This window comes from Bacteroidales bacterium (assembly GCA_012517825.1).
GTDB lineage: Bacteria > Bacteroidota > Bacteroidia > Bacteroidales > JAAYUG01 > JAAYUG01.
The window spans coordinates 19,526-44,879 of record JAAYUG010000185.1 but is presented as its reverse complement, the minus strand read 5'-3'; the positions used below and the strand labels follow the sequence as shown (position 1 = coordinate 44,879).

23 protein-coding genes are annotated in these 25,354 nt (G+C 48.2%); 13 read left to right on the top strand and 10 right to left on the bottom strand.

Annotation, left to right across the window (positions count from 1 at the left end):
• Positions 1-1,000: 1,000 nt before the first annotated feature.
• Positions 1,001-2,093, bottom strand: a protein-coding gene (locus tag GX419_12960; protein NLI25606.1) for a peptide chain release factor 2 whose coding sequence is annotated in 2 segments (ribosomal slippage) — positions 1,001-2,029 and positions 2,031-2,093 — 1,092 coding nt in all. Because the reading frame shifts where the segments join, the coding sequence is not laid out codon by codon here.
• A 41-nt stretch (positions 2,094-2,134) separates the two neighbouring features.
• Positions 2,135-2,743: a RecX family transcriptional regulator gene (locus tag GX419_12955; GenBank protein NLI25605.1), complete on the bottom strand. Its 609-nt coding sequence runs from the start codon at positions 2,741-2,743 to the stop codon at positions 2,135-2,137.
• Positions 2,744-2,806: 63 nt separating this feature from the next.
• On the opposite strand from GX419_12955, the gene GX419_12950 reads away from it, so the two are divergent.
• Together GX419_12950 and GX419_12945 are read left to right on the top strand one after the other, a co-directional pair.
• A complete protein-coding gene (locus GX419_12950; GenBank protein NLI25604.1) occupies positions 2,807-4,045 on the top strand; it encodes a 6-phosphofructokinase in 1,239 nt (412 codons plus the stop codon).
• 186 nt (positions 4,046-4,231) lie between these two features.
• On the top strand, positions 4,232-5,443 hold the full coding sequence (locus GX419_12945; GenBank protein NLI25603.1) for an ATP-dependent 6-phosphofructokinase: 1,212 nt from the start codon (positions 4,232-4,234) through the stop codon (positions 5,441-5,443).
• On the opposite strand, the gene GX419_12940 is transcribed toward GX419_12945, so the two are convergent.
• Together GX419_12940 and GX419_12935 are read right to left on the bottom strand one after the other, a co-directional pair.
• Entirely contained in the window at positions 5,421-5,771 is a 351-nt protein-coding gene (locus tag GX419_12940) for a nitrous oxide-stimulated promoter family protein (GenBank protein ID NLI25602.1), read from the bottom strand. The genes GX419_12945 and GX419_12940 overlap by 23 nt on opposite strands.
• 6 nt (positions 5,772-5,777) lie before the next feature.
• On the bottom strand, positions 5,778-6,107 hold the full coding sequence (locus tag GX419_12935) for a cupin domain-containing protein (protein NLI25601.1): 330 nt from the start codon (positions 6,105-6,107) through the stop codon (positions 5,778-5,780).
• Positions 6,108-6,316: 209 nt separating this feature from the next.
• On the opposite strand from GX419_12935, the gene GX419_12930 reads away from it, so the two are divergent.
• The 3 genes from GX419_12930 (at position 6,317) to GX419_12920 (ending at position 9,667) form a co-directional block, all read left to right on the top strand.
• Positions 6,317-6,793 carry a PaaI family thioesterase gene (locus GX419_12930; protein NLI25600.1) on the top strand — a complete coding sequence of 159 codons (477 nt, stop codon included), beginning with the start codon at positions 6,317-6,319 and terminating at the stop codon, positions 6,791-6,793.
• A gap of 6 nt (positions 6,794-6,799) precedes the next feature.
• On the top strand, positions 6,800-7,987 hold the full coding sequence (locus GX419_12925; GenBank protein ID NLI25599.1) for a putative C-S lyase: 1,188 nt from the start codon (positions 6,800-6,802) through the stop codon (positions 7,985-7,987).
• A gap of 105 nt (positions 7,988-8,092) precedes the next feature.
• Positions 8,093-9,667, top strand: a complete 1,575-nt coding sequence (locus GX419_12920) for a GAF domain-containing protein (protein NLI25598.1) — start codon at positions 8,093-8,095, stop codon at positions 9,665-9,667.
• 388 nt (positions 9,668-10,055) lie between these two features.
• Here the strand turns inward: GX419_12920 and GX419_12915 are convergent, their stop codons facing one another.
• Together GX419_12915 and GX419_12910 are read right to left on the bottom strand one after the other, a co-directional pair.
• A complete protein-coding gene (locus GX419_12915) occupies positions 10,056-11,870 on the bottom strand; it encodes an ATPase (protein ID NLI25597.1) in 1,815 nt (604 codons plus the stop codon).
• A gap of 16 nt (positions 11,871-11,886) precedes the next feature.
• The gene (locus tag GX419_12910) at positions 11,887-12,582 is read right to left on the bottom strand and encodes a TrkA family potassium uptake protein (GenBank protein NLI25596.1); all 696 of its coding nucleotides are present in this window, start codon (positions 12,580-12,582) and stop codon (positions 11,887-11,889) included.
• Between the two features lie 116 nt (positions 12,583-12,698).
• Here GX419_12910 and GX419_12905 point away from each other — a divergent pair, with 116 nt between their 5' ends.
• Positions 12,699-13,802, top strand: coding sequence for a sugar kinase (locus GX419_12905; GenBank protein NLI25595.1), 1,104 nt, complete (start codon positions 12,699-12,701; stop codon positions 13,800-13,802).
• Here the strand turns inward: GX419_12905 and GX419_12900 are convergent.
• Both GX419_12900 and lpcA read right to left on the bottom strand, forming a co-directional pair.
• Positions 13,799-15,337 (bottom strand): YifB family Mg chelatase-like AAA ATPase, encoded by a 1,539-nt coding sequence (locus tag GX419_12900; GenBank protein ID NLI25594.1) that lies wholly within the window; start codon positions 15,335-15,337, stop codon positions 13,799-13,801. The genes GX419_12905 and GX419_12900 overlap by 4 nt on opposite strands.
• A gap of 3 nt (positions 15,338-15,340) precedes the next feature.
• Positions 15,341-15,931 carry a D-sedoheptulose 7-phosphate isomerase gene (gene lpcA / locus GX419_12895; GenBank protein ID NLI25593.1) on the bottom strand — a complete coding sequence of 197 codons (591 nt, stop codon included), beginning with the start codon at positions 15,929-15,931 and terminating at the stop codon, positions 15,341-15,343.
• Positions 15,932-16,230: 299 nt separating this feature from the next.
• On the opposite strand from lpcA, the gene GX419_12890 reads away from it, so the two are divergent.
• The 5 genes from GX419_12890 to GX419_12870 all read left to right on the top strand — a co-directional run bounded on the left by GX419_12890 (position 16,231) and on the right by GX419_12870 (position 21,334).
• Positions 16,231-16,518: a hypothetical protein gene (locus GX419_12890; GenBank protein ID NLI25592.1), complete on the top strand. Its 288-nt coding sequence runs from the start codon at positions 16,231-16,233 to the stop codon at positions 16,516-16,518.
• A gap of 13 nt (positions 16,519-16,531) precedes the next feature.
• Positions 16,532-18,358, top strand: coding sequence for a DNA mismatch repair endonuclease MutL (gene mutL / locus GX419_12885; protein NLI25591.1), 1,827 nt, complete (start codon positions 16,532-16,534; stop codon positions 18,356-18,358).
• Between the two features lie 64 nt (positions 18,359-18,422).
• Positions 18,423-19,232: a rhomboid family intramembrane serine protease gene (locus tag GX419_12880; protein ID NLI25590.1), complete on the top strand. Its 810-nt coding sequence runs from the start codon at positions 18,423-18,425 to the stop codon at positions 19,230-19,232.
• Positions 19,233-19,235: 3 nt separating this feature from the next.
• Positions 19,236-20,156, top strand: a complete 921-nt coding sequence (locus GX419_12875; GenBank protein NLI25589.1) for a rhomboid family intramembrane serine protease — start codon at positions 19,236-19,238, stop codon at positions 20,154-20,156.
• Positions 20,157-20,170: 14 nt separating this feature from the next.
• The gene (locus GX419_12870; GenBank protein ID NLI25588.1) at positions 20,171-21,334 is read left to right on the top strand and encodes an endonuclease/exonuclease/phosphatase family protein; all 1,164 of its coding nucleotides are present in this window, start codon (positions 20,171-20,173) and stop codon (positions 21,332-21,334) included.
• Here GX419_12870 and GX419_12865 read toward each other — a convergent pair.
• Complete coding sequence (locus tag GX419_12865; protein NLI25587.1) at positions 21,270-22,238, bottom strand: pyridoxal-phosphate dependent enzyme; 969 nt, start codon at positions 22,236-22,238, stop codon at positions 21,270-21,272. The two genes, GX419_12870 and GX419_12865, sit on opposite strands and share 65 nt — an antisense overlap.
• A 21-nt stretch (positions 22,239-22,259) precedes the next feature.
• Entirely contained in the window at positions 22,260-23,072 is an 813-nt protein-coding gene (locus tag GX419_12860) for a hypothetical protein (protein NLI25586.1), read from the bottom strand.
• A gap of 161 nt (positions 23,073-23,233) precedes the next feature.
• On the opposite strand from GX419_12860, the gene GX419_12855 reads away from it, so the two are divergent.
• Both GX419_12855 and GX419_12850 read left to right on the top strand, forming a co-directional pair.
• Positions 23,234-24,433, top strand: coding sequence for an aminotransferase class I/II-fold pyridoxal phosphate-dependent enzyme (locus tag GX419_12855; protein NLI25585.1), 1,200 nt, complete (start codon positions 23,234-23,236; stop codon positions 24,431-24,433).
• 37 nt (positions 24,434-24,470) lie between these two features.
• Positions 24,471-25,253: an RraA family protein gene (locus tag GX419_12850; GenBank protein NLI25584.1), complete on the top strand. Its 783-nt coding sequence runs from the start codon at positions 24,471-24,473 to the stop codon at positions 25,251-25,253.
• Positions 25,254-25,354: the final 101 nt, after the last annotated feature.

Here is a 25,354-nt window from a genome sequence, read left to right as displayed (position 1 = left end):
TTATGTAAAACAGGTGATTTTCAATATTATGAAAAATATATGCTCAAAATTGATGAAATGATAAAAAAATATCCTGATCCTTATCGGAAAAATTTTTTAAAAGTAAAGGAAAGTATGAAAGAAATATATGGAGATAGCCAAGCTGTAAAATAGCCCTAACTTTAAACAAAAAAGCCCATAACTGGGCTTTTTTGTTTTATTATGCAGCAATATTTTTTTGTATCATACTTTTAGTAAGACCAACAATAGCATAAAGGATATGGTTTTGTATCTTCTTTTTCCATCTTCTCAATTTCATTGAGCCTTTCACGCATTACAGGGTCTTTAAACGTAAGCCTTCGGCAAAATGTCTCTTGATTTCAAAAGCCTGTTTTTTATCAGCCCTTCCAACAGGGTAAAAGTTCGTCAAGTTTTTGGATTGATTGATCCGGGTTTCGTTGGAGGTTAGTTTTAAAACGTATTGTGCATCAGGAGAGCAAGCGAATTAATGCGCAGAGCGTTGCCTTTGCATGCCGGCATCCGGGCAAAACCAGCTGAAACCAGATTCCTGAATTTTCACCTCCGGAAGGTTGAATACATGTAGTTTTCTTCAACACCTACGGTGTTGCAACGGCTTTCGTTATACCCACCATGGATGTGACCATGGACATTGGAATTCGAAACCTCCGTTTTCGTGCTGTTTGTTCAAAACATGAAAATGATCGAATGGTAAGAAGCTAATAAAAGCCCTTAAGGGGCGGCATTATGGGCTGTCTTATAATACCACCTCTTCGGGGTTCTCATTGTTTCTCCTGATGGAATTTTCTATAATAATGCCATCCCTTCGTGATTGGATCAGCATTGTATTCCATTTCAAGATGTGAGTCAAGATGTGATAATCCCAAATTCGTCAATTAGTTTTTCAATTGTAGAATTTCCTCTAAAAATAATTTGCTATAGCCTGGTTGAATTTGTTAATTCATGGTACTTGGGTTTAATGCGCAATCCGGGCTTACTGGATTCAGGAAGCCACTCCGTATTCCATCAGGTAGGCTTTTACAAAATCCTCGAGGTTTCCGTCGAGTACTTCCTGGGCATTGGAGGTTTCATAGTCGGTGCGAAGGTCTTTAACCAGTTTATAGGGATGCAGTACGTAGTTGCGGATCTGGCTTCCCCATTCAATTTTCTTTTTCTGGCCTTCGATTTCGGCGATTTTTTCCCTTTTTTTCTGTAGTTCCATTTCGTAGAGCTGGGATTTCAGCAGGCGGAGGGCGTTTTCCTTGTTCTGAAGCTGGGAACGGCTTTCCTGGTTTTCTATGACAATGCCGGTGGGCAGGTGGCGCAGGCGGACTGCCGTTTCCACCTTGTTAACGTTCTGGCCTCCGGCACCGCTTGAGCGGTAGGTTTCAAAAACAATATCGGCGGGGTTGATAACAATTTCAATTGTATCGTCAACCAGTGGGGCTACGAAGACAGAGGCAAAGGAGGTATGGCGCCGGGCATTGGCATCGAAAGGAGAAATGCGCACCAGGCGATGGACACCTGTTTCGCTTTTCAGGTACCCGTAGGCATATTCCCCTTCAATTTCGAGGGTAACACTTTTAATGCCGGCTTCTTCGCCGGCCAGGTAGTCAATTTCTTTTACCTTAAAACCTTTTCTTTCGCAGTAGCGAAGGTACATGCGCATAAGCATCTGGGCCCAGTCGTGGCTTTCGGTGCCTCCGGCCCCGGCGTTGATTTTAAGAACGGCGCCAAGGGCATCTTCTTCTTTCCCGAGCATGTTGCGAAGCTCCAGGTCGCTGATCCTGGTCAGCGTCTGGTGGTAGGCGTTTGTTACGTCCTCTTCAGAGGCTTCGCCTTCCTTGTAAAATTCAAGCATCACCTCAAGGTCCTCGAGGCTCCGGGTAATTTCATCGAATGCACTGGTCCATGATTTCAGCTGGGCAATCAGCTTCAGCTGTTTCTGGGCTTCTTTGGGATTGTCCCAGAAGTCAGGGGCATGGGTTTTCTGTTCTTCTTCCTCGATCTGAATGCGCTTCCGGTCGATGTCAAAGATGCCTCCGGAGAGCTTCATGCCGTTCCTTAAGCTCTTTGATGTTTTCGGTGGTGATCATGCTCGTTGTTTATTTGCGGCGCAAAAGTAAGAAAAAAACAGTCATTCATTAAGAATCCGGTCGAGTGCCTGCAGGGCCAGTTCGCTTTCATAGCCTCTGGCCTGGGCAAAACGAAAGAGTTTTGACTTGCGTTCCCATAGGTTGCCTGCCGCAATGGTATCGTTCTTCTTTTTTATTTCGCGGTAAATGAGCGAACGGTATTCTTCTTCATCAATTGACTGAAGAGCTTCTTCAATGACGGGTTCACTGATGTGGTGCTGAAGCAGGAAATGCCGTATTTTCATTCTTCCCCATTTTTCGAAGCGGAATTTGTCACCGGCTGCTGCCCGGGCAAAACGGGATTCATTAATAAAATTTTCCTTTTCCAGGGAGAGGAGAATGTCTTCCATGTTTTCAGGAGGCGTCCCCCATTGCCTGAGCTTCTGCTTCATATCGTGCCGTGAGGTTTCGCGTGCACTGCAGTACCGGCGTGCCTTTTCCAGCAGAATCTCCACATTTTTGTTCATGTAGCCCGGCGAATTTGTGTAAAAATACGGAATTTTCCGGAGTTCCTGCAACGAAGGTTTCTTCTTTCGTGTACAGCAGAAGGATGCATGGCGGAAGTGAAAAAAAAGTTGTTCCGGATGAGTACAGAAAAAATTTCTTTCCATATTTGCTGGTTCAATACCTTAAAACATAAACAAGTAGTAACAATTAAACGAATTTAACGAGCTATGAAAGAGTCAGTTGCGATACTATGCGCCGGTGGGCCGGCTCCGGGCATCAATACGGTAGTAAGTTCGGTTACCAAGATTTTTTTGCAGAACGGCTATCAGGTGATCGGGATTCACGGAGGGTATAAAAGCCTTTTTGCCGAGGAACCGGTTTATGATTATCTGGACTGGGAATTTGCCGATGCCATATACAGCAAAGGAGGTTCGGCCCTGAAGATGAGCCGGTATAAACCGCGCGATGATGAATTCCGCAAGGAGTTTTTTGAGAAGAACAACGTCAAACTTCTTGTAACAATCGGAGGCGACGATACTGCATCAACGGCATTGCGCCTGTCGAGATGGCTGGAAGAGAAAAACCTGAAACTGGTTACCATTCATGTTCCAAAGACCATTGACAACGATTTGCCCCTGCCTGAAGGCAATCCCACTTTCGGATACCATTCGGCCAAGGAAGAGGGGGTACGGATTGTCAATACGATTTATGAAGACGCCCGTACGAGCGGCACCTGGTTTGTGGTTTCTGCCATGGGAAGGGAAGCAGGGCACCTGGCCTTTGGAATTGGCACTGCATGCCATCTTCCGATGATCATCATCCCCGAAATGTTCAACAAGACCAAGATTACCTTCGAAAAAATCACCAATCTCATCATCTCATCCATGGTAAAAAGAAGGCTTCTGGGCATTGATTACGGGGTGGCCATTGTGAGCGAAGGCGTTTTTCATTTTATGAACGATGAGGAAATCATTGGTACGGGGATTAACTTTACCTATGATGATCATGGCCATCCTGAGCTGGGCAATGTGAGCAAATCACACATTTTCAATATGCTGGTCCAGCAGAAGCTTAAAACATTGAAGATCAAGGTAAAGAGCCGTCCCAATGAGCTGGGTTACGAACTGCGCTGCTGCGTTCCGATTGCTTACGACCTTTCCTACGCCACCCATCTGGGATTGGGTGTGTACAGGTTGTTTGAAAAAGGGGAAACAGGATGCATGATCACCATTGACCGTAAAGGGAATGTATCGCCCCTCTATCTGAAAGACGTTGAGGATGAAACGGGGAAAGTGCGCCCCCGCCTGGTGAACATAGATTCCAACAAGTGCCAGCTTGTTTACCGAAACAACCTGCATTATGTAACCAAGCAGGACTATAAGGCGGCAAAGAAATTTGTTCAGAACCCGGAAGAATTTGACTTTTTCAAAATTCTGGAGTGGGACGAGAATTTCTCTGCTTATTGAGCAAAGAAGGATGATGCACATACTACCGGAGGGTGAAGAAGCTGAAGATGTTGCAGTACTTCACCCTTAATGTTTTATACCCTGAATGGATGGGGTTTTGCTGCCATACGGATTTTTGTATATTTGGCTGAAATGGTTTACTTTTATCATGTTCGAACCGGAATCCAACCATAAAAACAATCAACTATGGCAGCCTCAAAAAATCACAAAGCAACGATCGGGATCCTTACCGGTGGTGGGGATGTGCCCGGTCTGAACCCGGCCATCAGGGCCGTTACCATTCGTGCCCTCAGAGAGGGTTTTCAGGTAATAGGGCTTAAACGGGGCTGGGCTGGCTTGATGGAGATTATTCCTGACAAGGAAGCTGACAATAGTGACAAATACATGGTACTTACGGAAGAAATTGTCAACAAGGCCGGCAGAACCGGAGGAACATTTCTTCACACCAGCCGTACGAATCCCATCAATGTTAAAAAATCAGAAGTTCCGGCCCATCTTGCCGATAAGTACAATAAGGATGTGAATGATCTGACCGAGGATGTGATCAAAAACCTTGACTTTCTCGGGATTGACTATCTGATTCCCATTGGGGGGGATGATACCCTCAGTTATGCTGTACATCTGTTCAAAAAAGGTGTACGGGTTATCGCCATTCCCAAAACCATGGACAATGATGTTCCCGGCACTGATTACTGTATCGGGTTCAGCACCTGTGTAACCCGCACCATAGAGCTTACCAACAAACTCCGGACGTCAGCCGGTTCGCATGAACGCATTCTGGTGATGGAAGTGTTCGGCCGGTATGCCGGGTTTACTGCCATGTTGCCCACCATGGCCGGGGCCGCCAACCGGTGTGTTATCCCCGAATACAAATTCGATATTGACCGGCTGGTTGAACTGCTGGTGGAAGACCGGAACCGCAATCCAAGCAAATATTCGGTGGTTCTTATTTCCGAAGGAGCCACGTTCAAGGGAATGGACGAAATGGTTTTCCAGAACAAGGAGACCGATGCATTTGGCCATGCGAAATTAGGAGGCATAGGCGATATTGTCTCGGAAAAGATCAAGGAGCTATCCAGGAAGTACAACAAAGGGAAGACGGTGGAAGTTATCAATCAGAAGCTGGGGTATCTGGTGCGTGGCGGTGACCCCGATGCCATTGATTCCATCGTTCCCATGGCTTACGGTAACCTTGCGCTGGACCTGGTGCTGAAAGGTATTCACGGAAGGCTTATTGTACTGCGCAACGGAAGGTATGACAATGCCCCCATAGATGTAGTAACCAGCACCAAGAAACTGGTTGATGTGAACAGGTTTTACAATACCGAACGGCTCAGGCCGCATTACAAAAGCTTTGAATTCCAGCCGCTGTTCATCATGACCGGAGGGTATTCGTAGCCGTTTCGGTTTTTCGGGAAACAACGTATTTCAGCCACAGATAAACGAGAGCCCTCAGGGGATGGTGGGTGAGCATGCGGGGGCCGGCAAAGCGCATTACCTGTTTTATCTGATCGCGCATCATTGGTTTATAGCAATGAATCCGGCACTCAGAGCATACCGGCTTGGCGGGGTGCAGTATGCATTTTTCAATACGGGTGAAGGCATACTCCTGCAGACGGGAGCATTCATCGCACAGGGAAGGACTGCCATGCAGGGCACGGCAATACATGCCAATCATCAGGGAGACGGTCTCCCTCTCGAACCAAACCCTGTTTTCGTACCGCATCGCTTTTTAACCCCGAAGCATGGTGAGCAGCATTTTGAAACGCTCCACAGCTTTTACCGCATGCTGAACATTGGCCGGCATAATGATAAACTCGCCTGCGGAAAGCCGGAAGGGTACTTTGTTGATAATAATCTCCCCTGTTCCGTCAATGACCTGCACACAGGCATCATAGGGAGCCGAATGCTCGCTGAGTTCCTGGCCTTTGTCAAAGGCAAAGAGGGTAAGATTCCCGGAGCCCGATTTGTAAAGAATTTTGCTGACAATGGCTCCGCCGGCGTAAGCGGCTTCCCCGGTGAGGACCACCTTTGTTGATTTTTCAATTCCCTGTTGTTCCATAAACGATATGATTATTGGGGCCAGTTGATGAGCCTTGCATCCCTTTGCTTCCGTTATGGCAGTTTCTTAATTTTCAGAAGGATGAGAAGCCGTTCAATTGGGTTTATCATGTTTGTATATATTTCATGAAATGTAATGAGCAAATAAGTACGCAAATATACTAAATAGTTCAATATTTCGCAAAATTTCATAATCTTGTAAAAAAAGCCATGGCACGAAGTATTCATAATCCTTTCCGAGGAACGGAAGGGTACAACTGTTTTGGATGCAGTCCTGATAATGATTCTGGCCTTAAGATGCATTTCGAGGAGGAAGGGGAGGAGGTTGTGAGCCGGTGGAATCCTGACAGGCGGTTTCAGGGTTTTACGGGAGTATTGCATGGAGGTGTGCAGGCCACATTAATGGATGAGGCGGCGAGCTGGTTTGTTTTCGCAAAGCTGGGCACTGCGGGTGTAACGGCGCGGATGGAGGTTACCTATCATAAGCCGGTCAGGATCAGCAAGGGGCCGTTGGTTTTACGGGCCCGTCTGGCAGAGCAGAAACGCAGGCTGGCGGCAATCAGGGTAACTCTTACTGACCAGGATGGTACGCTCTGTTCCGAAGGGCTGGTGGAGTATTTTCTTTTTCCGCCGGAGAAGGCCAGGCAGGAATTGCTGTACCCCGGGCAGGAATTTTTTCTGGGATAGGAAACGATGAAGAAGTACAATTTTGACAGGATCATTCCCCGCACCGGAACAAACTCGGTCAAATACGACGGGGTGTTGCACACTTTTGGTTCGGAAGATGTGATACCGCTCTGGGTGGCCGATATGGATTTCCGTTGTCCGGAGCCAGTGGTGGAGGCTTTGCGTCAGCGGGTTGAGCATGGAATTTACGGATACACTTTTGTTCCCGACGGCTATTATGAAGCGCTGGCCGGTTGGATGGAAAAGAGGCACCGGTGGTCTGTGCGCAGGGAGTGGGTTGTCTTTTCGCCGGGTGTGGTGGCGGCCCTTCATCTGGCCGTGAATGCTTTTACCAGGCCCGGCGACGGGGTCATTGTTCAGCCGCCTGTTTATTTTCCTTTCTTTTCGGCGGTTAAGGAGAACGGTCGTCGGCTGGTCTACAACGAGCTGAAGCTGGAGAATTCGCGTTATACAATCAACTGGGATGATCTCAGGGAAAAGGCTTCGCGGGGAGCCCGCATGCTTCTTTTCTGTCATCCGCACAATCCCGCAGGCCGTTGCTGGACTGCCGGAGAACTGGAAACACTGGCGGACATATGCCGCGAATATGATCTGATATTGCTTTCTGACGAAATCCATGCCGACCTGACCCTGCCGGGTTACAGGCATCTGCCAATGGCTGCACTGAATGAAGAAATTGCCGGGCGCACCATTACCTGCGTATCGGCCAGCAAAACATTCAATCTGGCTGGTCTGGCCACTTCGGCTGTAATTATCAGCAACAGCGAACTGCGCGAAAAATTTGAATCGTTTTGCCGTAAAGTGCATACCGGATCGGGCAATCTGTTTGGTTACACAGCCGCCGAGGCAGCCTACCGGTACGGTGAGGAATGGCTGAATGAGGTGCTGGAGTATCTTTCTGAAAACATACAGTTTGCGCAGAATTTTTTCCGGAAGCATATACCCGTAATTGAACCCATACCCACGGAAGCAACCTATCTGATGTGGCTGGACTGCAGGAAGCTCGGCTTGTCTCCGGAACAGCTCGGGGATTTCATGGTGAAGCAGGCGGGAATCGGACTCAACAATGGCGCTATGTTTGGCCCGGGAGGAGAAGGCTTCATGCGGCTCAACGTGGCCTGTCCACGGGCATTGCTCGAAAGGGCACTTGAACGCCTGCGCAGGGCAATTGACCATGATTTCAGTATCCGGTAAAGGAATTTTCTTGTATCTTTGAAATGGAATGGCGACTGGCTGTTAGCAACAAACAAACAGGCAGTCATCATCGGAAGGTAGAATTTGCCGAATAAATTCTGATTCATGAAAGTACGCTTACCGGTAGGTCTGAAACTTGTCCTTGCTTTCGGAATAACAGGCATTTTTGTTCTGGTATGGTCTCTATCGGTTCACAGGATTTATCTTAAGCTGAGAGCGAACGACCTTTGTATCACCACAGGGCTGGTTCCTTTGCAGATGGGTATTGCTGAGCTGAAGTACAATCTTCTTGAGGCGAAAATGTTTCTGGCGGAGAAAGGAACGGAATATTCCCCGGAAAGCCAGTTACAGGCACTGACCCGACAGAACGCAGAAAGCATGCACCTGGTTTTGCTGAGGATGAAGCTGGCGGCAGAGGCATCCGGCGGGGGAATCAGGGAATCATTTGACAGCGTTCATCATTTCTTGCAGGATTCAGTTATTGGTGAGGATGCATTTGCAGCCGGAGGAATGAAAATGGCGGAGCGTTACGATGAGGCATTGAGAAAACTGAGCCGTTTTTCTGCAGTGCCTGAAGGAAAATATCATCAGCTGATTGATGAGCAGGTTTTCCTGTACAAAAAGGTCAGCCGCACGAATCAGTTTTTTCTGCTGATGCTCCTTTTGCTTCTATCCGGTGCCGGTATTTTTCTGATGGTATCTTTTGTGAGGCCGCTTCGTGTTGTGACGGGAGTTCTGGAGGAAATGGGGAAAGGGGTTATTCCCGACGCGCGATTGCCGCAAAGGGGAGATGAAATCGGAGTTATGGCCGGTGCTGTTCAGAAGCTGATCGGGGTAATGCGCAACATTACGCGGTTTTCGCTTGAAGTTGGGAAAGGGAATTTTACCATTTCCTATGAACCTCTCAGCGAGAACGACATGCTGGGGAATGCGCTCATCAGCATGCGGGATGAACTTAAACAGGCGGCGGAGGAAGAGGCAAAAAGGAAGAAGGAAGACGAACAGCGCAACTGGGCGGCCAGGGGTCTTGCATTGTTTGGCGACATTCTGCGCCGGAACAGTAATGACCTGCAGAATCTTGCCCGGCAGGTTATCAGCCATCTGGTACGGTATGTCGGGGCCAATCAGGGAGCTTTATTCACGGTTGAGGAAGATTCTGGTGGAGAGCAGTATCTTGTTATCCGGGGTGCCTATGCTTACGGTCGCGATAAAATGCTGGAAAAACATTTTGCACCTGGTGAAGGGCTTGTGGGGCGGTGTGCGATGGAAAAGGAAACAATTTATCTCACCGAGATACCGGAAGATTATGTTCAGATTACATCCGGAACAGGGCAGGCCCTGCCCCGGGTGTTGCTGCTGGTTCCGGTGATAACCGGCGATGTTGTGTACGGAGTGATTGAACTTGCTTCGTTCCGGCTTCTTGAGCCTCATGAAAGGGAATTCATTGAAGATGTTGCTGAAAGCACTGCTGTAACCATAGCCCAGGTGAGGGCCAACATGCAGACTGCCCATCTTCTGGAACAGTCGAGGCAACAGGCAGAAGAGATGGCTGCCCAGGAGGAAGAAATGCGGCAGAACATGGAAGAACTCAGGGCTACGCAGGAGCAATATGAGCGACGCGAAAATGAACTTCTTCAGCAGGTATATACTCTCAGGAAAAGGCTCAAGGGGGAAGAGTGAAACGGCGGTTCTCATTGCGTCGCGGAGGGGTAAAGCCGGATGCCGGCGGGCAAGGCATATGCAATACGCATTAGTTCGCTTCGCTCCTGATCCATAATCCGTTTTGAAGAATCCTGCATGTGAAAATGTTATATGCAGATACCCCGGTTACTTTCTTGTTTTGATAGGCCCGATTCAGGCATTGGCTCTTTTGCATTCCAGATGAATTGTCTGTATTTTATTGCCAGGTTTGGTCTTAATCTTGCGAAAGTAATGTGATACTTATCCAATCCCGAAGGGGCGAAATAATTAGCTGTTTTCATAATGCCATCCTTTCGGGGTTCTTGAAATTCTTCTGTGGCTATCGTCTGCAATAATGCCGCTATGGCAGGGGAATATCCTTGAAAAATCAACCAATCTGCAGATAGGTGGTTGCGTAGCGGTATTTGGTATAGAGGACCTTGCGGCTGAAAATCAGGGCAAGGGTCAGGGTTCCGATTCTTCCCACAAACATGGTGAAGATGAGGATAATTTTGCCGGGTTCGGACAGGAGGGGTGTAATTCCTGTGCTCAGACCCACTGTGCCAAAGGCTGAAATTTCCTCAAAAATAAGTTGCAGAAAACCTTTGTCGGGTTCGGTAATGGTAAGCAGCAAGGTGGAAATAAAGATCAGTGACATGGAAAACAAAACGATGGCATAAGCCTTACCAACAGCCTCTTCGCGGATGGATTGCCGGAAAAATTCAAGGGTTTTCTTGCCCGAAATGGTAGCCAGGGCCGATTTGACAATGACCGCAAAGGTAGTGGTTTTGATACCTCCTCCCGTGGAACCTGGTGAAGCTCCGATGAACATGAGGAACATAATGATAAGGAGGGTAGGGGTAAGAAGATGGGAAAAATCAACTGTGTTAAATCCTGCCGTTCGTGGCGTTATCGATTGGAAGAGGCAGGTAACAATTGTTCCGAAAACATCCATGCCCTTGAGGGTATTGTTTTTTTCGAGAAGATAAAACATGACCGCACCGAAGAGAATAAGAGCAAGTGAGGTAAACAAAACAATTTTTGTATTTACCGATATTTTTTTCCATGGGTTCCGGATGCGATCGCGGATGCTTCTGATGCTGATCAGATCTTCCAGGGCGAGGAACCCGATTCCTCCGAAGAAGATCAGCACGGCAATAACGATATGCAGGTACCAGGCGTTCCGGATCACCGGTTCGTACAATCCGTTCGGGAACAGGGAGAACCCTGCATTGTTAAAGGCCGAAATGGCATGAAATACCGAAAAGAAGATTTTCTGACCGTTATCTTCAAACAGAATCTGGTTTCCCCAGACGAAGTAAATGAAGAAACAGCCAATGGCTTCGATGGAGATACTGAAGTAAAAAATACGCCGGAGAAGATCCCTGGTGTCAGAAAAACCTTCAACGCTCAGAAGTTCTTTCAGCAGCGACTGGTAACGCAGGCTGGTGGATTGCCGGTAGAGCGTAGCAAAGAAAGTTGCGAACGATATAATGTTCAATCCGCCCAGCTGAATCAGAAGCATAATCACAACCTGTCCCTTGACGGTAAAGAAGGAGGCAGTATCGACCACTGTGAGGCCGGTAACACAACTGGCGCTGGTGGCGGTAAAGATCGCATCAATGAGGCTGATGTGGTGGGAGGTAGTCATTTCGGGCAGGAGAAGCAGAATGGTTCCCATTGTTATAAGAAGCACAAACGACAGGGCGAGCAACTGGGCCGGACCGATATGGGCCTTTGCAATAAAACGACTGCCGCGTCCCAGTTCCAGCGCAAAGATGATGAAGAAATACAGCTGGACAAATATGACGGTATAAGAGGAAAACATCTCCATGTTCAGATTCTCCTGAAAGAGTTGCTGTACGCTGGTTCTGAAAAACAGATACAGCAATATCATTATCATGAGGAAGAACATGATAAATGATTCAAACAGGTTCTGGCGGATGAATTGTTTCCAGTCGAGGCTCAGAAACAGCTTAATCCAGTATTTAATCAGGTAGAACAAAAGGCTTGCCTGAATGATTTCGCGGGTAATGCGCACCGATTCGGAGGTCTTCGGGAATCCGTACAGATAGAGGATGCTGACAATGGCCGTGGTGGCAACCAGCATTCCGATGATGCGCAAGGTAGTGAGGATTTTCTGCCGGTTATCGTAAATGGCTAAACGCAGATTCTCTCTCCACTTGAAAAATAGATATGGCATGAAGTCAACAGGAAAATTACGAATTTACTTCAATAAAACGCTCAATATCAGGTTCTTTACCGAAGACTACCAGAAAGTCCTGTTCCTGTATGATGGTTTGAGAACTGGGTACGCCTTTGATATGGTGTTCGGAATACATTTCTGTATCCTTGAGAATTTCTTCAACGTGTTTCAGGGTAACAAGGCTGATATGGTATTTATCGCGGAACCTGACTTCCTCCACGGTTTTTCCGATAATGTTCTTCGGGGTTTTGATTTCGGCGATACGGTATTCGTCGGGCAGCTGGAGGTAGGAGATCAGCGAAGGATTGATGAGGCGCTCGGCGACGAGTGTTCCCACTTCTTCTTCGGGCTGAAAGATTTCGGTAATACCGAGTTTTTCCAGAATAATTCGCTGGCGGCGGCCGCTGGCCCGGGCGATGATCCGTTTGATGCCAAGTTCCTGCAAGGCTACCACGGAGAGCAGAAGGTGTTCGAAATCGTTTCCTATGGCAACCACCACCCCGTCAAAATCCTGCAGGTTCTGGGATGCAAGAGCCTTTTTGTCGATGGCATCAAGAGCAATGGCATAGGCTACGTCAGCTGAAACAACATCCACCCGTTCCTGATTCATATCGATCGCCAGCACTTCGGCTCCGTTTTTTGAAAGTGCGCGGGCTATGGAGGTGCCGAACCGGCCAAGCCCGATGACTGCAAATTTGTTTGCTGCCATATTTTTAGCAAAAAAAGCAAACAAAGGTATAACTTTTCCTGTTACATTGCGTTCGGGAGCAGAAGGAAGTGAAAAAATCGTAATATCTTCAATATTAGTGACTTAAAATTTCAGTTATGAAAAACGGATTGCACATCAGGAATCGTGAAGAGTGCCAATTTGATTGTATTTCACTGGGTGAGGTGATGTTACGGTTCGACCCTGGTGAGGGAAGGATCCGAACGGCCCGTTCGTTCAGGGTATGGGAAGGAGGAGGAGAATACAATGTGAGCCGGGGATTGAGGAAGTGTTTCGGATTGAAGACGGCCGTTGTTACGGCTCTGGCTGACAATGAAGTCGGGCATCTGGTGGAGGATTTCATCCTGCAGGGAGGAGTGGATGTTTCTTTTATCCGGTGGGTTCCTTATGACGGGGTAGGCCGCACCGTGCGGAACGGCTTAAATTTTACCGAACGCGGTTATGGCATCCGCGGGGCCGTGGGGGTTTCGGACCGGGGGCACACCGCTGCTTCTCTTATGAAGAAGGGGGATGTTGACTGGGATTATATTTTTGGTACTCTCGGCGTGCGGTGGTTTCATACAGGGGGCATTTATGCGGCGCTTTCTGAGACTACGCCCGGAGTTGTTGAAGAAGCAATGCAGGCAGCACACCGGTATGGCACCATTGTTTCGTATGACCTGAATTACCGGCCGTCGTTATGGAAGGCTACGGGCGGCCTTGAAAAGGCCCGTGAAGTGAACAGGCGCCTTGCTCCGCTGGTGGATGTGATGCTGGGCAATGAGGAGGATTTTACCGCCTGCCTTGGCTATGAAGTAGAAGGGGTTGACGAAAACCTTTCTTCGCTCAATACAGCCGGATTCAGGAAAATGATTGAAAGGGCCGTACGTGATTACCCCAATTTTAAGGTTGTTGCCACCACCCTGCGTACGGTCAAAACGGCCACCATCAATTCGTGGGGGGCTATCTGTTATGCAGGCGGGGAATTTCATGAGGCACCGGTAATTGAAAATCTTGAGATCTTTGACCGGGTGGGGGGAGGAGACAGTTTCGCATCCGGACTGATTTACGCTTTGCTGGAAGGGAAAGATCCGCAGCTTGCCGTGGCGTATGGAGCTGCTCACGGAGCACTGGCCATGACGACGCCCGGCGATACTTCGATGGCCACTCTTGCTGAAGTAGAGAAAATCGTAAAGGGAGGAAGCGCCAGGATCGTCCGTTAGGTACCCCAGGTTTCCCTGTCGAGGCTGCGGTATTGTATTGCTTCGGCCAGATGTTCGGTACGTATGTCCTGGCTCTGGTCGAGGTCGGCAATGGTGCGTGCCACCTTCAGTATCCGGTCGTAAGCCCGGGCCGAAAGTCCGAGTTTATCCATGGCATTTTTCAGCAGGGTCTGACCCTGGGAAGAAAGCTGGCAGTGCCTGCGGATGAGAGAGGAACTCATCTGGGCATTGCAGTGGACATGTTTGATACCCCGGAACCGTTCTTCCTGTATTTTTCTGGCTCTTATGACCCGTTCCCTGATGGCGGCACTGCTTTCGCCGTTTCGTTGTTCCGAGAGTTTTTCGAAAGGGACGGGCACAACCTCGATGTGGATGTCGATACGGTCGAGCAGGGGGCCTGAGATGCGGTGGATGTATTTTTGCCGGATGGCCGGCGAACAGACGCATTCTTTTTCGGGGTGGTTGAAATATCCGCAGGGGCAGGGGTTCATGGAGGCAACGAGCATGAAGCTGGCCGGGTATGAAACGGAGAATTTAGCCCGCGACACGGTGATGACTCTGTCTTCGAGGGGCTGTCGCAGGACTTCGAGGACAGTTCTTTTGAATTCCGGGAGTTCATCGAGAAAAAGCACACCGTTGTGTGCCAGGGAAATTTCTCCCGGCTGGGGGTAGGTGCCACCGCCCACGAGGGCAACATCGGAGGTTGTGTGGTGGGGGGCACGGAAAGGGCGCACGGTAAGGAGGGCCATGTCCTTGCCAACTTTTCCGGCAACGGAGTGGATTTTTGTTGTTTCAAGGGCTTCTTCGAGGGTGAGCGGAGGAATTATGGTAGGAATCCGTTTGGCCAGCATGGTTTTTCCTGCGCCGGGGGGTCCAATCATCAGTATGTTGTGCGATCCGGCTACAGCAACCTCAAGGGCACGTTTAATATTTTCCTGTCCCCTGACATCAGAAAAGTCAATATCGTATTTGTTTGCCTGTTGAAAGAATTCTTCCTGGGCATTGACGATAACCGGAATCAATTCTTTTTCATTGTTCATGAAGGAGATCACATCACTGATGTGTTCCACTCCGTAAATTTCAAGGCCGTTGACCACTGCTGCTTCGCGGGCATTGGCCCGGGGCAGGATGCACCCTCTGAATCCGTCTTCTTTAGCCCTCAGCGCCATGGGCAGCACTCCTTTTATGGGTTGGATGTTTCCGTCGAGGGAAAGTTCTCCCATCATCATGTACCGGCCAATTTTATCGGGTTTGATGTGTTCTTCGGCGGCCAGGATGGCGATAGCAATGGGCAGGTCGTAAGCTGAGCCCTCTTTGCGGATATCAGCAGGAGCCATGTTGATAACCAGCCTTCGCTGGGGCATTTTAAACCCGGCGGATTTCAGAGCTGATTCAATGCGCTGCTGGCTTTCCTTGACGGCGTTATCGGGCAGTCCGACCAGAAAATACTTTGCTCCCTGGGCAGTAGTGACTTCAATAGTGACGGTAATGGCCTGTATTCCCTGTACTGCAGCAGCAAATGTTTTTACCAGCATAGATCACAGATGCTTTTCGATAATCTCAATCAGGATGTGGATAACCTTGATATGGACTTCCTGAATTCTGTCGGAATAGCCTTTGTGATCGACGCGGATTTCGACATCGGCAATGCCGGCAAGTTCTCCTCCGGTTTTGCCGGTCAGGGCCACCACTTTCATCTCCTTTTCGCGGGCGATTTCTGCCGCTTTGATCACATTGCCTGAGCGGCCGCTGGTGCTGATTGCCAGCAGTACATCGCCTTTTTGTCCGATGGCTTCGACATAGCGGGAAAAGATGCTTTCGAACCCGTAATCGTTGGCGGCACAGGTTATATGCGAAGGGTCGGAGATGGAAATAGCCGCCACCGCACGGCGGTCATCGCGGAAACGACCGCTCAGTTCTTCGGCAAAGTGCATGGCATCGCACATGGAACCTCCGTTACCGCAGGAAATAATTTTATGGCCTGCGGTGATGGCTTCCGCCATAATTTTCCCCGCCTGTTCAATATGGTGCAGGTTTTTTTCGTCTGCTATGAACCGGTCGATCACCTGGCGGGCCTCTTCAAGAGACTTTCTGATGAGGGGCTGTAATGTCAGCTGTGAATGATCCATACTTTTTTTGTTTGGAATTCAGCAACGAAAGTAAAAATTCCAGCCCGATCCATCATCGGTCTTTTTATGATTTATACCCGAAAAGGGAAAATCTCGCACAGCATGGTGAAATTTTTTTTTGTGCCGGCAATGCTTTAAAAATATAACACAAAGAAATACAACACATTGCGATGAAAAAAAGGAAGAACCGGATCAGAAAGATTTTTTTAGTTCGCTTGCACTCCTGATGTGCAATCCGGGATAAATGAACAAGGGAAATTGTTCAGGAATGGATACCTTTGTAAAAAAATCAGTACGTCATGAGTTTTTTTTCATTTTTTCAGACCAGGAAACCCCGGCAGTTTGATTATACGCCGAGGTATTATGATCCGCAGAAGGAGGCAAGGGAAGAACGGATCAGGCAGATTGAGGCAGAGATTGCGGCTGAGAAAGAGAAACATCCTGAGGAGCATTATACAACCTTGCGCAGGGGGTTTCTGAGGGATGCCAGGGATATCAGACGCAAGCATGATCTGAATTCCGGTTTAAGGCTGCTGGCGATTCTTATCATTTTGTTGTTTCTGATTTATATTCTGGTGTACCGGTAGAAAGCAATTTTCTATGCCTGATATCATTCGTTTGTTGCCTGATTCGGTTGCCAATCAGATTGCTGCAGGAGAGGTTATTCAGCGTCCGGCTTCGGTGGTAAAGGAGCTGCTCGAGAATGCAATTGATGCCGGGGGGAAGAACATTTCGCTGGTGGTAAAGGATGCCGGGCGAACGCTGATCCAGGTAACCGATGACGGATGCGGCATGTCGGAAACGGATGCCCGGATGGCTTTTGAGCGGCATGCCACATCCAAGATCAGGGAAGCTTCTGATTTGTTTTCCATCCGTACCATGGGATTCCGTGGCGAAGCCCTGGCCTCCATTGCGGCTGTGGCGGAAGTTATATTGCGCACGCGTACCAGAGATTCCGAAACAGGAACGGAGGTTCGTATTTCGGGATCAAAGTTTCTGGGTCAGGAACCGGTTGCATGCAATCCCGGCACGCAGTTTCAGGTAAAAAACCTGTTTTTCAATACGCCGGCACGCAGGAAATTTCTCAAGTCAGACACCACGGAACAAAAATATATTTTGCAGGAATTTTTCAGGGTGGCGATTCCTTTTCATGATATTTCGTTTGTGTTGATGCATAACAATGCCGAGCTATACAACCTTCCTTCCTCAGGGCTTCTGCAGCGCATTGTGCGGCTGATGGGCAGACAGGCATTGCAGAATCTGGTAGAGATTAAATCGGAAACCAGTCTTGTTTCCATAGGAGGGTATATCGGGAAACCACAGCTGGCAAAAAAAACGTACGGTGACCAGTATTTTTTTGTGAATCGCCGGTTTATCCGCCATGGTTATCTTCATAAGGCGGTGGCGCAGGCGTATGAAAAGATTTTGCCCTCGGGTACGGTCCCCTCGTATTTTATCTTTCTCACAGTGCCTCCTGAAAGCATTGATGTGAATATTCATCCTACCAAGACGGAGGTGAAATTTGAAGATGAACAGGCCATCTGGCAGATACTTCATGCCAGTGTGCGGGAGGGGCTGGGCAAATTCAACATCATCCCTTCACTCGATTTTGAAGCTGATGCCGGTATTGAAATTCCGGTACTGCAGAAAAATACGGAAATACGAACACCTGAAATACAAATAGACCCTGAATACAATCCCTTTGAAAAGGAATCGGAGCGCAGGAGAACTGCAAGGTATGCTTCTTCGCTTCATACCTCAGAACTGCTCAACTGGGAAAAGGTTTACTCCGGTTTCGAAAAGGCACCGGAAGAGAAAGAAGGCGAGCCCGGGCTCTTTCAGCAGGAAAGCAGGGCTGAACAGATTCCCGGGAAGTTTATTCAGGTGAAGGGAAAGTATATTGTTACCCCTGTGAGGTCGGGCCTGATGGTCATTGACCAGAAGAAGGCACACGAAAGGATTTTGTACGAGCGGTACCTGGAGGGACTGAAAAGCCGGCAGGCGGCTTCCCAGCAGGAATTGTTCCCGCGCCAGATAGCCCTGACAACAGATGAATACCAGTTTCTCCTGCCCCTGCTGCAGGATTTGCAGTCAACCGGGGTTGACCTGAGGGATTTTGGCAACGGTTCGGTTGTGCTGTATGGCTGTCCGCCGGAATGGAAAGGGAGTGATCCGGAAGAGATGATCCGATTGTTTATTCATACAGTGCGGGAAGAGGAAGGAGATCCCGGCCGGATGGGAAGGGAAAAAATTGCAGAAAGCCTGGCCAGGGCGACCGCCATTCCTTACGGCAAGATGCTCACGCAGGAAGAGATGAACCTGATGACAGACCAACTGTTTGCCTGTTCCAACCCGAGTTTTTCGTTCGATGGCCGGGCCATACTGACCATCATAACAATGGATGAAATAGAAAAAAAATTCCGCTGAACCAATTCATATTGCGGGGAGTTATTAAGATGAGTATTTTCGCACTTTATTTTATTGAAAAAGAATGAGGAATATTACCCCTGTAGTTAAGAACCTGATCCTGATCAATGTTGTACTGTTCATTGCGAATTGGGGGGCAGGGATGCTCTACCATAACCCGGATTTTCTGATCAATCTTCTGGGCCTTCACTATTGGAAATCGGCGTATTTCAAACCGCTTCAGCTGGTAACGCATATGTTTATGCACGGAGGGCTGGCGCATATTTTTTTCAATATGTTTGCGCTCTGGATGTTCGGGCCGGTTCTTGAGCAGGTATGGGGAGGGAAGCGTTTTTTCATTTACTACATGATTACAGGGCTGGGAGCAGCCTCGCTTCACCTGCTGGTGAATCATTTTCAGATTCAGGCGATGGTGAACGGCATGGACCGTTTCATGGCAGGTAATCCCACGCCGGCCGGTTTTGCCGATCTGATTCAGCGGCAATTTCCTGCTTACTATACGCAGGTATATGACAAGCTGATTACTTACTGGTCGGCCGATCCGTCGAATCCGGTGTACCTGGAAAGAGCGCGTTCTTTTTTCAATGATCTGCTGACCTTCCGGATGGACATTCCTACGGTTGGTGCCTCGGGGGCAATTTTCGGCGTTCTGCTTGCTTTCGGGATGCTGTTTCCCAATACCCAGCTTATGTTGCTTTTCCCTCCGATACCAATGAAGGCAAAGTATTTTGTTATTTTGTATGGTGTGCTGGAATTGTATCTGGGAATTACGCAACCGGGGAGTCAGGTAGCCCATTTTGCCCATCTGGGCGGCATGATTTTTGGGTTTGTTCTGATCAAAATCTGGAAAGCTGACAGAAAAACTTTTTTTTGAGGTATGAAGATATGGGAGGAAATTAAAGAATCGTTCCGCAGGGGCAGTTCACTGACCAGGATTATTTACATCAACCTGGGAGTTTTTATTGTTATACGGCTGACGTATACGTTATATGCCCTTTTCAGCGGGAATTTGCTTGGCGGGCCTGCCATCCGGCAGAGCTTTGACCACGATGTGATGGAGTACCTCATGCTTCCGGCCAATCCGGCCACCTTGCTTTTCCGTCCCTGGACCCTGATCTCGTACATGTTCCTTCATTTTGATTTTCTGCATATTCTTTTCAATTTGCTCTGGTTCTATTGGTTTGGGAGGGTGTTTCTCATGTACCTTGACCAGAAGAAGCTGCTGAATGTTTATTTGCTGGGTGGTTTGGCGGGGGCCTTTCTGTTTGTTCTGGCCTATGCTTTCATTCCGGCGCTTGTTCCTTTCTCCGGCGCTTCATGGGCATTGGGAGCTTCAGCTGCCGTCATGGCCGTTGCCATAACCATTTCTTTTCTGGTGCCTGATTATACGTTTTATCTGATTTTTATAGGGCCGGTGCGCATCAAATACATTGCCCTGTTTTTTATTCTCACAGATTTGATATTTATTCCCGTTGACGGGAATCCGGGCGGTCATATTGCCCATCTGGGAGGAGCATTTTACGGTATTATGTATGCCTGGCAGTATAAAAAAGGCAAGGATCTGGGCCGCGGGTTTTCACGTTTTATGGATACCGTCTTCTCTTTTCTTGCTTCCCCTTTCAGGAGGAAGTCAAAAGTGCATGTGGCCTACAAAAGAACAGGGGATGACATGGAGTATAACCGGCGCAAGGCGGATGAACAGGCCGAAATTGACCGAATACTCGATAAAATCTCAAAAGGCGGCTATGAAAGCCTTACCCGGGAGGAAAAGGAAAAGCTTTTCCGGATGGGTAAATAATAAAACCTGCATCTGTGTTACGTTTTCTCAGGCATATTATTATTTACATCAATGTTCTCTTTGCGTTGCTCCTGCTTGCATCGGTACTCTCTCCCCTTATTCCGCCGGGTTTTCTGCGGATAGCGCCTTTTCTGGGCTTGATGTTTCCTTTCCTGCTGATCATTAATGTTTTTTTTGTTGTTTACTGGGCTGTTTCCCGGCGTCTGGCCCTGTTTATTTCCCTGGCTGTTATACTGGCAGGCTCTGTGCAGATTAAGCGTTTTGTCAGGTTCCCTTTTGCGAACATCATACGGAAAGAAACAGGAGAAAACAAAAGTGCATGTTCCGGCGATAGTCTGAGGATTCTTACATACAATGTCAGGGCTTTCAATTTGTATGACTGGGCTCACAACAAGGATGCCGCCAGAGGAATCCTTCATTTTGTGGATTCCCTGCAGGCTGACGTGCTTTGTTTTCAGGAGTTTTATTCCCGTGCCGAATCCAGGCTTACCCTGAAGGAAATCCCTCAGGGAGCTTCACTTGCTCCACATGCCTATTTTTATTATTACTTTACCGATCATCAGGGGGGGCGATATGGCATCGCCACCTACAGCCGTTATCCGATATTACGGAAGGGGGCTATCCGGTTTGAAAATACGTATAACGTATGCATTTATACCGACCTCCTTTTCGGAAAGGATACCATCAGGGTTTATAATGCCCATCTGCAGTCGGTACGTTTCAGGAAAGCCAACTATGATTTTCTCGACACCCTGCGTTTAACTTATTCCGACCGTCATCTGCAGGAGGTGAAAGACATTTACAGCAGGCTCCGGGAAGCGTATCTTAAACGTTCGGAGCAGGTAACTCAAATTGCGCGGCATATTGCGTCCTGCGTATACCCGGTAATTGTGTGCGGTGATCTGAATGACACGCCGGTTTCTTATACGTACCGAATTATCCGGGGCAGGCTGAATGATACGTTTACCGAGGCCGGGAGCGGATTATCCTATACGTATAATCTGCCGTACTGGCCTTTTTTTCGTATTGATTATATCCTGAGTGATCCTGTTTTCAGCGTGGCTGAGATGAATACCCTCAGGATTCCCTATTCCGACCATTTTCCTGTGCTGGCTACGCTGGTTTTGCCGGAGCAAACGGCAGATTCTGCAAATCAACGTTTCCGCCCGAAAGAATGATGCCCACCCTTGAAAAGTTTTTTCTGAAATAACCGGAATGTTCGAGGATAATTGCCAGGGCAACAGCTGATGAGGGTTCTGCGATGATTTTCATCCGTTCCCAGATGAGTTGCATGGCGCGAACGATGTTTTCCTCAGAAGCCGTTAGAATGGTGGTGTTGTAGGCAGAGAGTATGGCAAAGGTAATGGACCCCAGTGAGGTTAGCAGTCCGTCGGCAATGGTGCGGGGATTCACCGAAGGGATGATTTTGCCTTCGCGCAGGGAACGCATGGCATCATCGGCCATAGCGGGTTCGGCGCCGATGACCTGAATGTCGGGTTTCAGGCTTTTTGCACAGATTGTGGTTCCGCTGAGAAGGCCTCCTCCTCCGACCGGAGCGATGACAGCATCCAGCCCGGGAACATCCCGGAGCAGTTCAAGGGATGCAGTTCCCTGACCTGCAATGACCAATGGATTGTTATACGGATGAACAACAACAGCCCCTGTTTTTTCGACTACCTGGTTGAGCGTTGATTCGCGGGCTTCCAGTGTTGGTTCGCAGAACGTAATGTTTCCTCCGTAGGCTTCCACTGCTTTTTTCTTAATGCCGGGAGCTGTGCGGGGCATGACAATATAACACGGTACGCCACGCTGCGAGGCAGCAAGGGCAAGGGCAGCCGCATGATTTCCCGATGAATGTGTAGCAACTCCTCCGGAAATCTCTTCCTTCGTCATGGAAAGTACTGCATTGGAAGCCCCGCGAAATTTAAAGGCACCAACTTTCTGGAAATTCTCACACTTAAAAAATATGCTCACACCGCATATAGCATCAATTCCCCTGCAGGTCATTACCGGTGTTCTGTGAATTACCTTACGAATGCGTTCATGGGCCATTTCTATGTCGTGAAAGCCGGGAAGTTCCATACCGGAAGAATTAGCAAATTGTTATTTATTTCTGCCTTTAATTCGTTTATACTGTTCAAAGGCATGAAGCGTAGCTATCATAATGTCGTAGTGGTTTGTGCTGAGCAGGTAATCCCTGCTGAAATTGCAGTAGCGCATGAATTCGTAAAGATCATCTCCCTGAAGCCCTGTCAGCCGGCTGACAATAACCGGATTGAACTTATCGTCCATAATGCGCTGTTCGCGCAGTTTTTTGTACAATTCCTGGCGTTGCATTTCGAGGCGTTGTTCAGGGCTTGGGAAGTTCAGGGGAATACCGGTTCTTACGGGTGCCGATTTCATTGCAGTATCCCGGGCCATCTGCCGGAATTTTCTTTGTAATTCCCGTGTTTCCTTATCCGGAAGTTCGGTTGATACGAATTTTCTCCGGAACTGTTCATAATTGCCCAGGGTATTGATCCGGACTTCGTTGATCAGATAGACCTTTTGCCGCATAAGTATTTCCAGCCTGACAAATCCTTTGAGTGTATCGGGTACCAGGTAATACTGATCAAAGTATCCGATGGAGGAAACCCGCAGAAGATCGCCATGCATTACCGGTAAACGGAACATGCCTGACGTATCGCTGATACCGCCTCTGAAGGTGCGCAGGTTGATAACATGGGCGAACTGTATTGGTTTCAATGTGGACTCATCCATCAACTGCACCGAGAGAATAACAATGGAGTCAGGATTGCCGGTGTAATACTGCTGTGAGAACAGAGGCAATGAGAGCCACAATATGATGTGAAACAAAAATGCTTTCCGTTTTCCGGAACCGGAGGAGGGGATGATATTCTTAACAGTTTGCTTCAACGACTAAAAGATGTTTTATAACCTTATTTGTTTCTTTTCATATCATCTGCTTTTGTCAGAAATTAGCAGACAGATTTCAGCGGTGAATTTACAAACGATTTTTTTATACCGGCAGATACCCGAAAAAATTTAGGAATATTAACATTTAAATTCTTCTGATTATGAAATACGATCCGGCAAACCGCATTCAGGACCTTCGGCAGTTTGGAGAGTTTGGTGACGTCAATCCCAGCATTACCGATTCATCTACGTACACGTTTCTGAAGGCTGAATTGATGGAGGCCACTTTTCATGGTGAAGCAGAAGGTTGTTTTCTTTACTCGAGGCACTGGAACCCCACAAACCGTTACCTGGCGGAAGCGATGGCTGCACTGGAGGGAACGGAGCTGGCCTGGATTACGGCATCGGGAATGGCGGCAATAACCTGCACGATTTTTCAGTTATGTAACAGCGGTGATCATATTATTACCAGCGTTACCACTTATGGCGGCACCTATGCTTTTCTGAAGAATTATCTGCCCAAATTTGGTATTGAGGTGAGCTTTGTGAACATAACCGATCTGAAAGCAGTTGAGAATGCCATCAGGCCCAATACGAAGTGCATTTATACAGAATCACTGACCAATCCGTTGTTGCAGGTATCAGATATTCCCAGGCTGGCGGCCATTGCCCACAGGCATAATATCCTGCTTCTGGTTGACAACACCTTTTCTCCCATGATTCTGTCACCGGCCATTCTTGGAGCTGATATTGTTGTATACAGCATGACGAAGTTTATTAACGGTAAGAATGATTGTGTTGCCGGAGCCATATGTGGCAGCAAGGCATTTATCAATGCTCTTTCGGATGTTAATTCGGGTACAGCCATGCTTCTGGGCCCTGTGCTCGATCCATTGCGTTCCTCTTCCATATTAAAGAATTTGAACACCCTGCACATCCGGATGAAACAGCACAGCAAAAATGCCGACTTTCTTGCCCGACGTTTTGTCGAGGAAGGTATTCCTGTGATTTATCCCGGACTTCCTGCTCATCCCCAGCATGAGCTTATGCGATCGCTTATGAATGAGGAATATGGTTTTGGCGGTATGCTGGCTATCGATCTTGGCACCCATGCTAAGGCCAATGAGGTGATGCAGATGATGCAGATGGAAGATGTAGGGTACCTGGCAGTAAGTCTGGGGTACTTCAAAACCCTGTTCAGTGCATCCGGGAAAAGTACCTCATCGGAAATCCCGGTGGAAGAACAGCGAAAAATGGGCCTCAGCGAGGGGCTGGTGCGCTTCAGCGTCGGACTGGACAACGACATTGAACGCACCTGGACGAAAATAAGAAAGTGCCTCGTGAGCGCCGGAATACTTTAAGATTTTCTTATCTTGGAGCAGATTAAATTCCAGTGGTATGAGAACAATTTTTTTTCTGTTTTTTGGTTTTTTTACTTTGCTGGTAAGTGCACAGCCGGGCAAAACGCTTTCGGATGCAGAGATACTCAGGCTTTACGAAGGGTTGCGCGTGGCCGATGTATCGGATGGAATGGATGCAATAGGGTTGCATGACTGTGGTTTGCTGGATCCATCCATTACGGCACTCTGGAAAGATCCGGTGCATTTTGCACACCGGATAACAGGTATAGCGCTCACAGTGAGGTATGTTCCCACCAACAGGGTTTTTCCTACCGGTCTTACCCTTCAGGAGTATGAGAAGTGGAGGGATGAATGGTACACAAAGATATCCCCTGAACCCTTTGTTGATTCGATCCGGCAAGGAAGTATTATTGTTATTGATAATCAGGGTGATAATGATACAGGAACGACGGGTTCGAACAATATTCTGTACTGGAAGAAAAAAGGTGCCGTAGGTGTTGTGTCAGCCGGCGGAGTGCGTGATACGGATGAAATCAGTAAGGAACAGGTTCCGGTTTATATGGATGTTATGAAACGCGGGCGTGGAATACGTCCGGGCCGTAATGAAGTGGAATCAGTAAACAGACCGGTTGTTGTGGGAGGGGTTTTAATACGTCCGGGAGATATCATTGTGGCTGATGGAGACGGAGTGATTGTGGTGCCCCGGGAGCATGCAGCAGAAGTGGCCCGTATTGCGCGGGAGGTACTGAATGCCGACAAAAAAGGCCGGCGTTCTTTATACGATCAGTTGCAGATTCCTTATGATTTTACAGTAGAATAATCATGAGCACAAAAATGTCACGTCGAAGATTCACCCGCCTCACGGCTGCGGGTATGGTTTCTTTCCCTTTTATTACGAAGGCTGTAAATGGGATTCCCAGG

Bases quoted from the DNA above. Each gene is read 5' to 3' on its own strand.
- GX419_12955 (NLI25605.1), bottom strand. From the start codon at position 2,743: ATGGAAAGAAATTTTTTCTGTACTCATCCGGAACAACTTTTTTTTCAC.
- GX419_12950 (NLI25604.1), top strand. From the start codon at position 2,807: ATGAAAGAGTCAGTTGCGATACTATGCGCCGGTGGGCCGGCTCCGGGC.
- GX419_12945 (NLI25603.1), top strand. From the start codon at position 4,232: ATGGCAGCCTCAAAAAATCACAAAGCAACGATCGGGATCCTTACCGGT.
- GX419_12940 (NLI25602.1), bottom strand. From the start codon at position 5,771: ATGCGGTACGAAAACAGGGTTTGGTTCGAGAGGGAGACCGTCTCCCTG.
- GX419_12935 (NLI25601.1), bottom strand. From the start codon at position 6,107: ATGGAACAACAGGGAATTGAAAAATCAACAAAGGTGGTCCTCACCGGG.
- GX419_12930 (NLI25600.1), top strand. From the start codon at position 6,317: ATGGCACGAAGTATTCATAATCCTTTCCGAGGAACGGAAGGGTACAAC.
- GX419_12925 (NLI25599.1), top strand. From the start codon at position 6,800: ATGAAGAAGTACAATTTTGACAGGATCATTCCCCGCACCGGAACAAAC.
- GX419_12920 (NLI25598.1), top strand. From the start codon at position 8,093: ATGAAAGTACGCTTACCGGTAGGTCTGAAACTTGTCCTTGCTTTCGGA.
- GX419_12915 (NLI25597.1), bottom strand. From the start codon at position 11,870: ATGCCATATCTATTTTTCAAGTGGAGAGAGAATCTGCGTTTAGCCATT.
- GX419_12910 (NLI25596.1), bottom strand. From the start codon at position 12,582: ATGGCAGCAAACAAATTTGCAGTCATCGGGCTTGGCCGGTTCGGCACC.
- GX419_12905 (NLI25595.1), top strand. From the start codon at position 12,699: ATGAAAAACGGATTGCACATCAGGAATCGTGAAGAGTGCCAATTTGAT.
- GX419_12900 (NLI25594.1), bottom strand. From the start codon at position 15,337: ATGCTGGTAAAAACATTTGCTGCTGCAGTACAGGGAATACAGGCCATT.
- lpcA (NLI25593.1), bottom strand. From the start codon at position 15,931: ATGGATCATTCACAGCTGACATTACAGCCCCTCATCAGAAAGTCTCTT.
- GX419_12890 (NLI25592.1), top strand. From the start codon at position 16,231: ATGAGTTTTTTTTCATTTTTTCAGACCAGGAAACCCCGGCAGTTTGAT.
- mutL (NLI25591.1), top strand. From the start codon at position 16,532: ATGCCTGATATCATTCGTTTGTTGCCTGATTCGGTTGCCAATCAGATT.
- GX419_12880 (NLI25590.1), top strand. From the start codon at position 18,423: ATGAGGAATATTACCCCTGTAGTTAAGAACCTGATCCTGATCAATGTT.
- GX419_12875 (NLI25589.1), top strand. From the start codon at position 19,236: ATGAAGATATGGGAGGAAATTAAAGAATCGTTCCGCAGGGGCAGTTCA.
- GX419_12865 (NLI25587.1), bottom strand. From the start codon at position 22,238: ATGGAACTTCCCGGCTTTCACGACATAGAAATGGCCCATGAACGCATT.
- GX419_12855 (NLI25585.1), top strand. From the start codon at position 23,234: ATGAAATACGATCCGGCAAACCGCATTCAGGACCTTCGGCAGTTTGGA.
- GX419_12850 (NLI25584.1), top strand. From the start codon at position 24,471: ATGAGAACAATTTTTTTTCTGTTTTTTGGTTTTTTTACTTTGCTGGTA.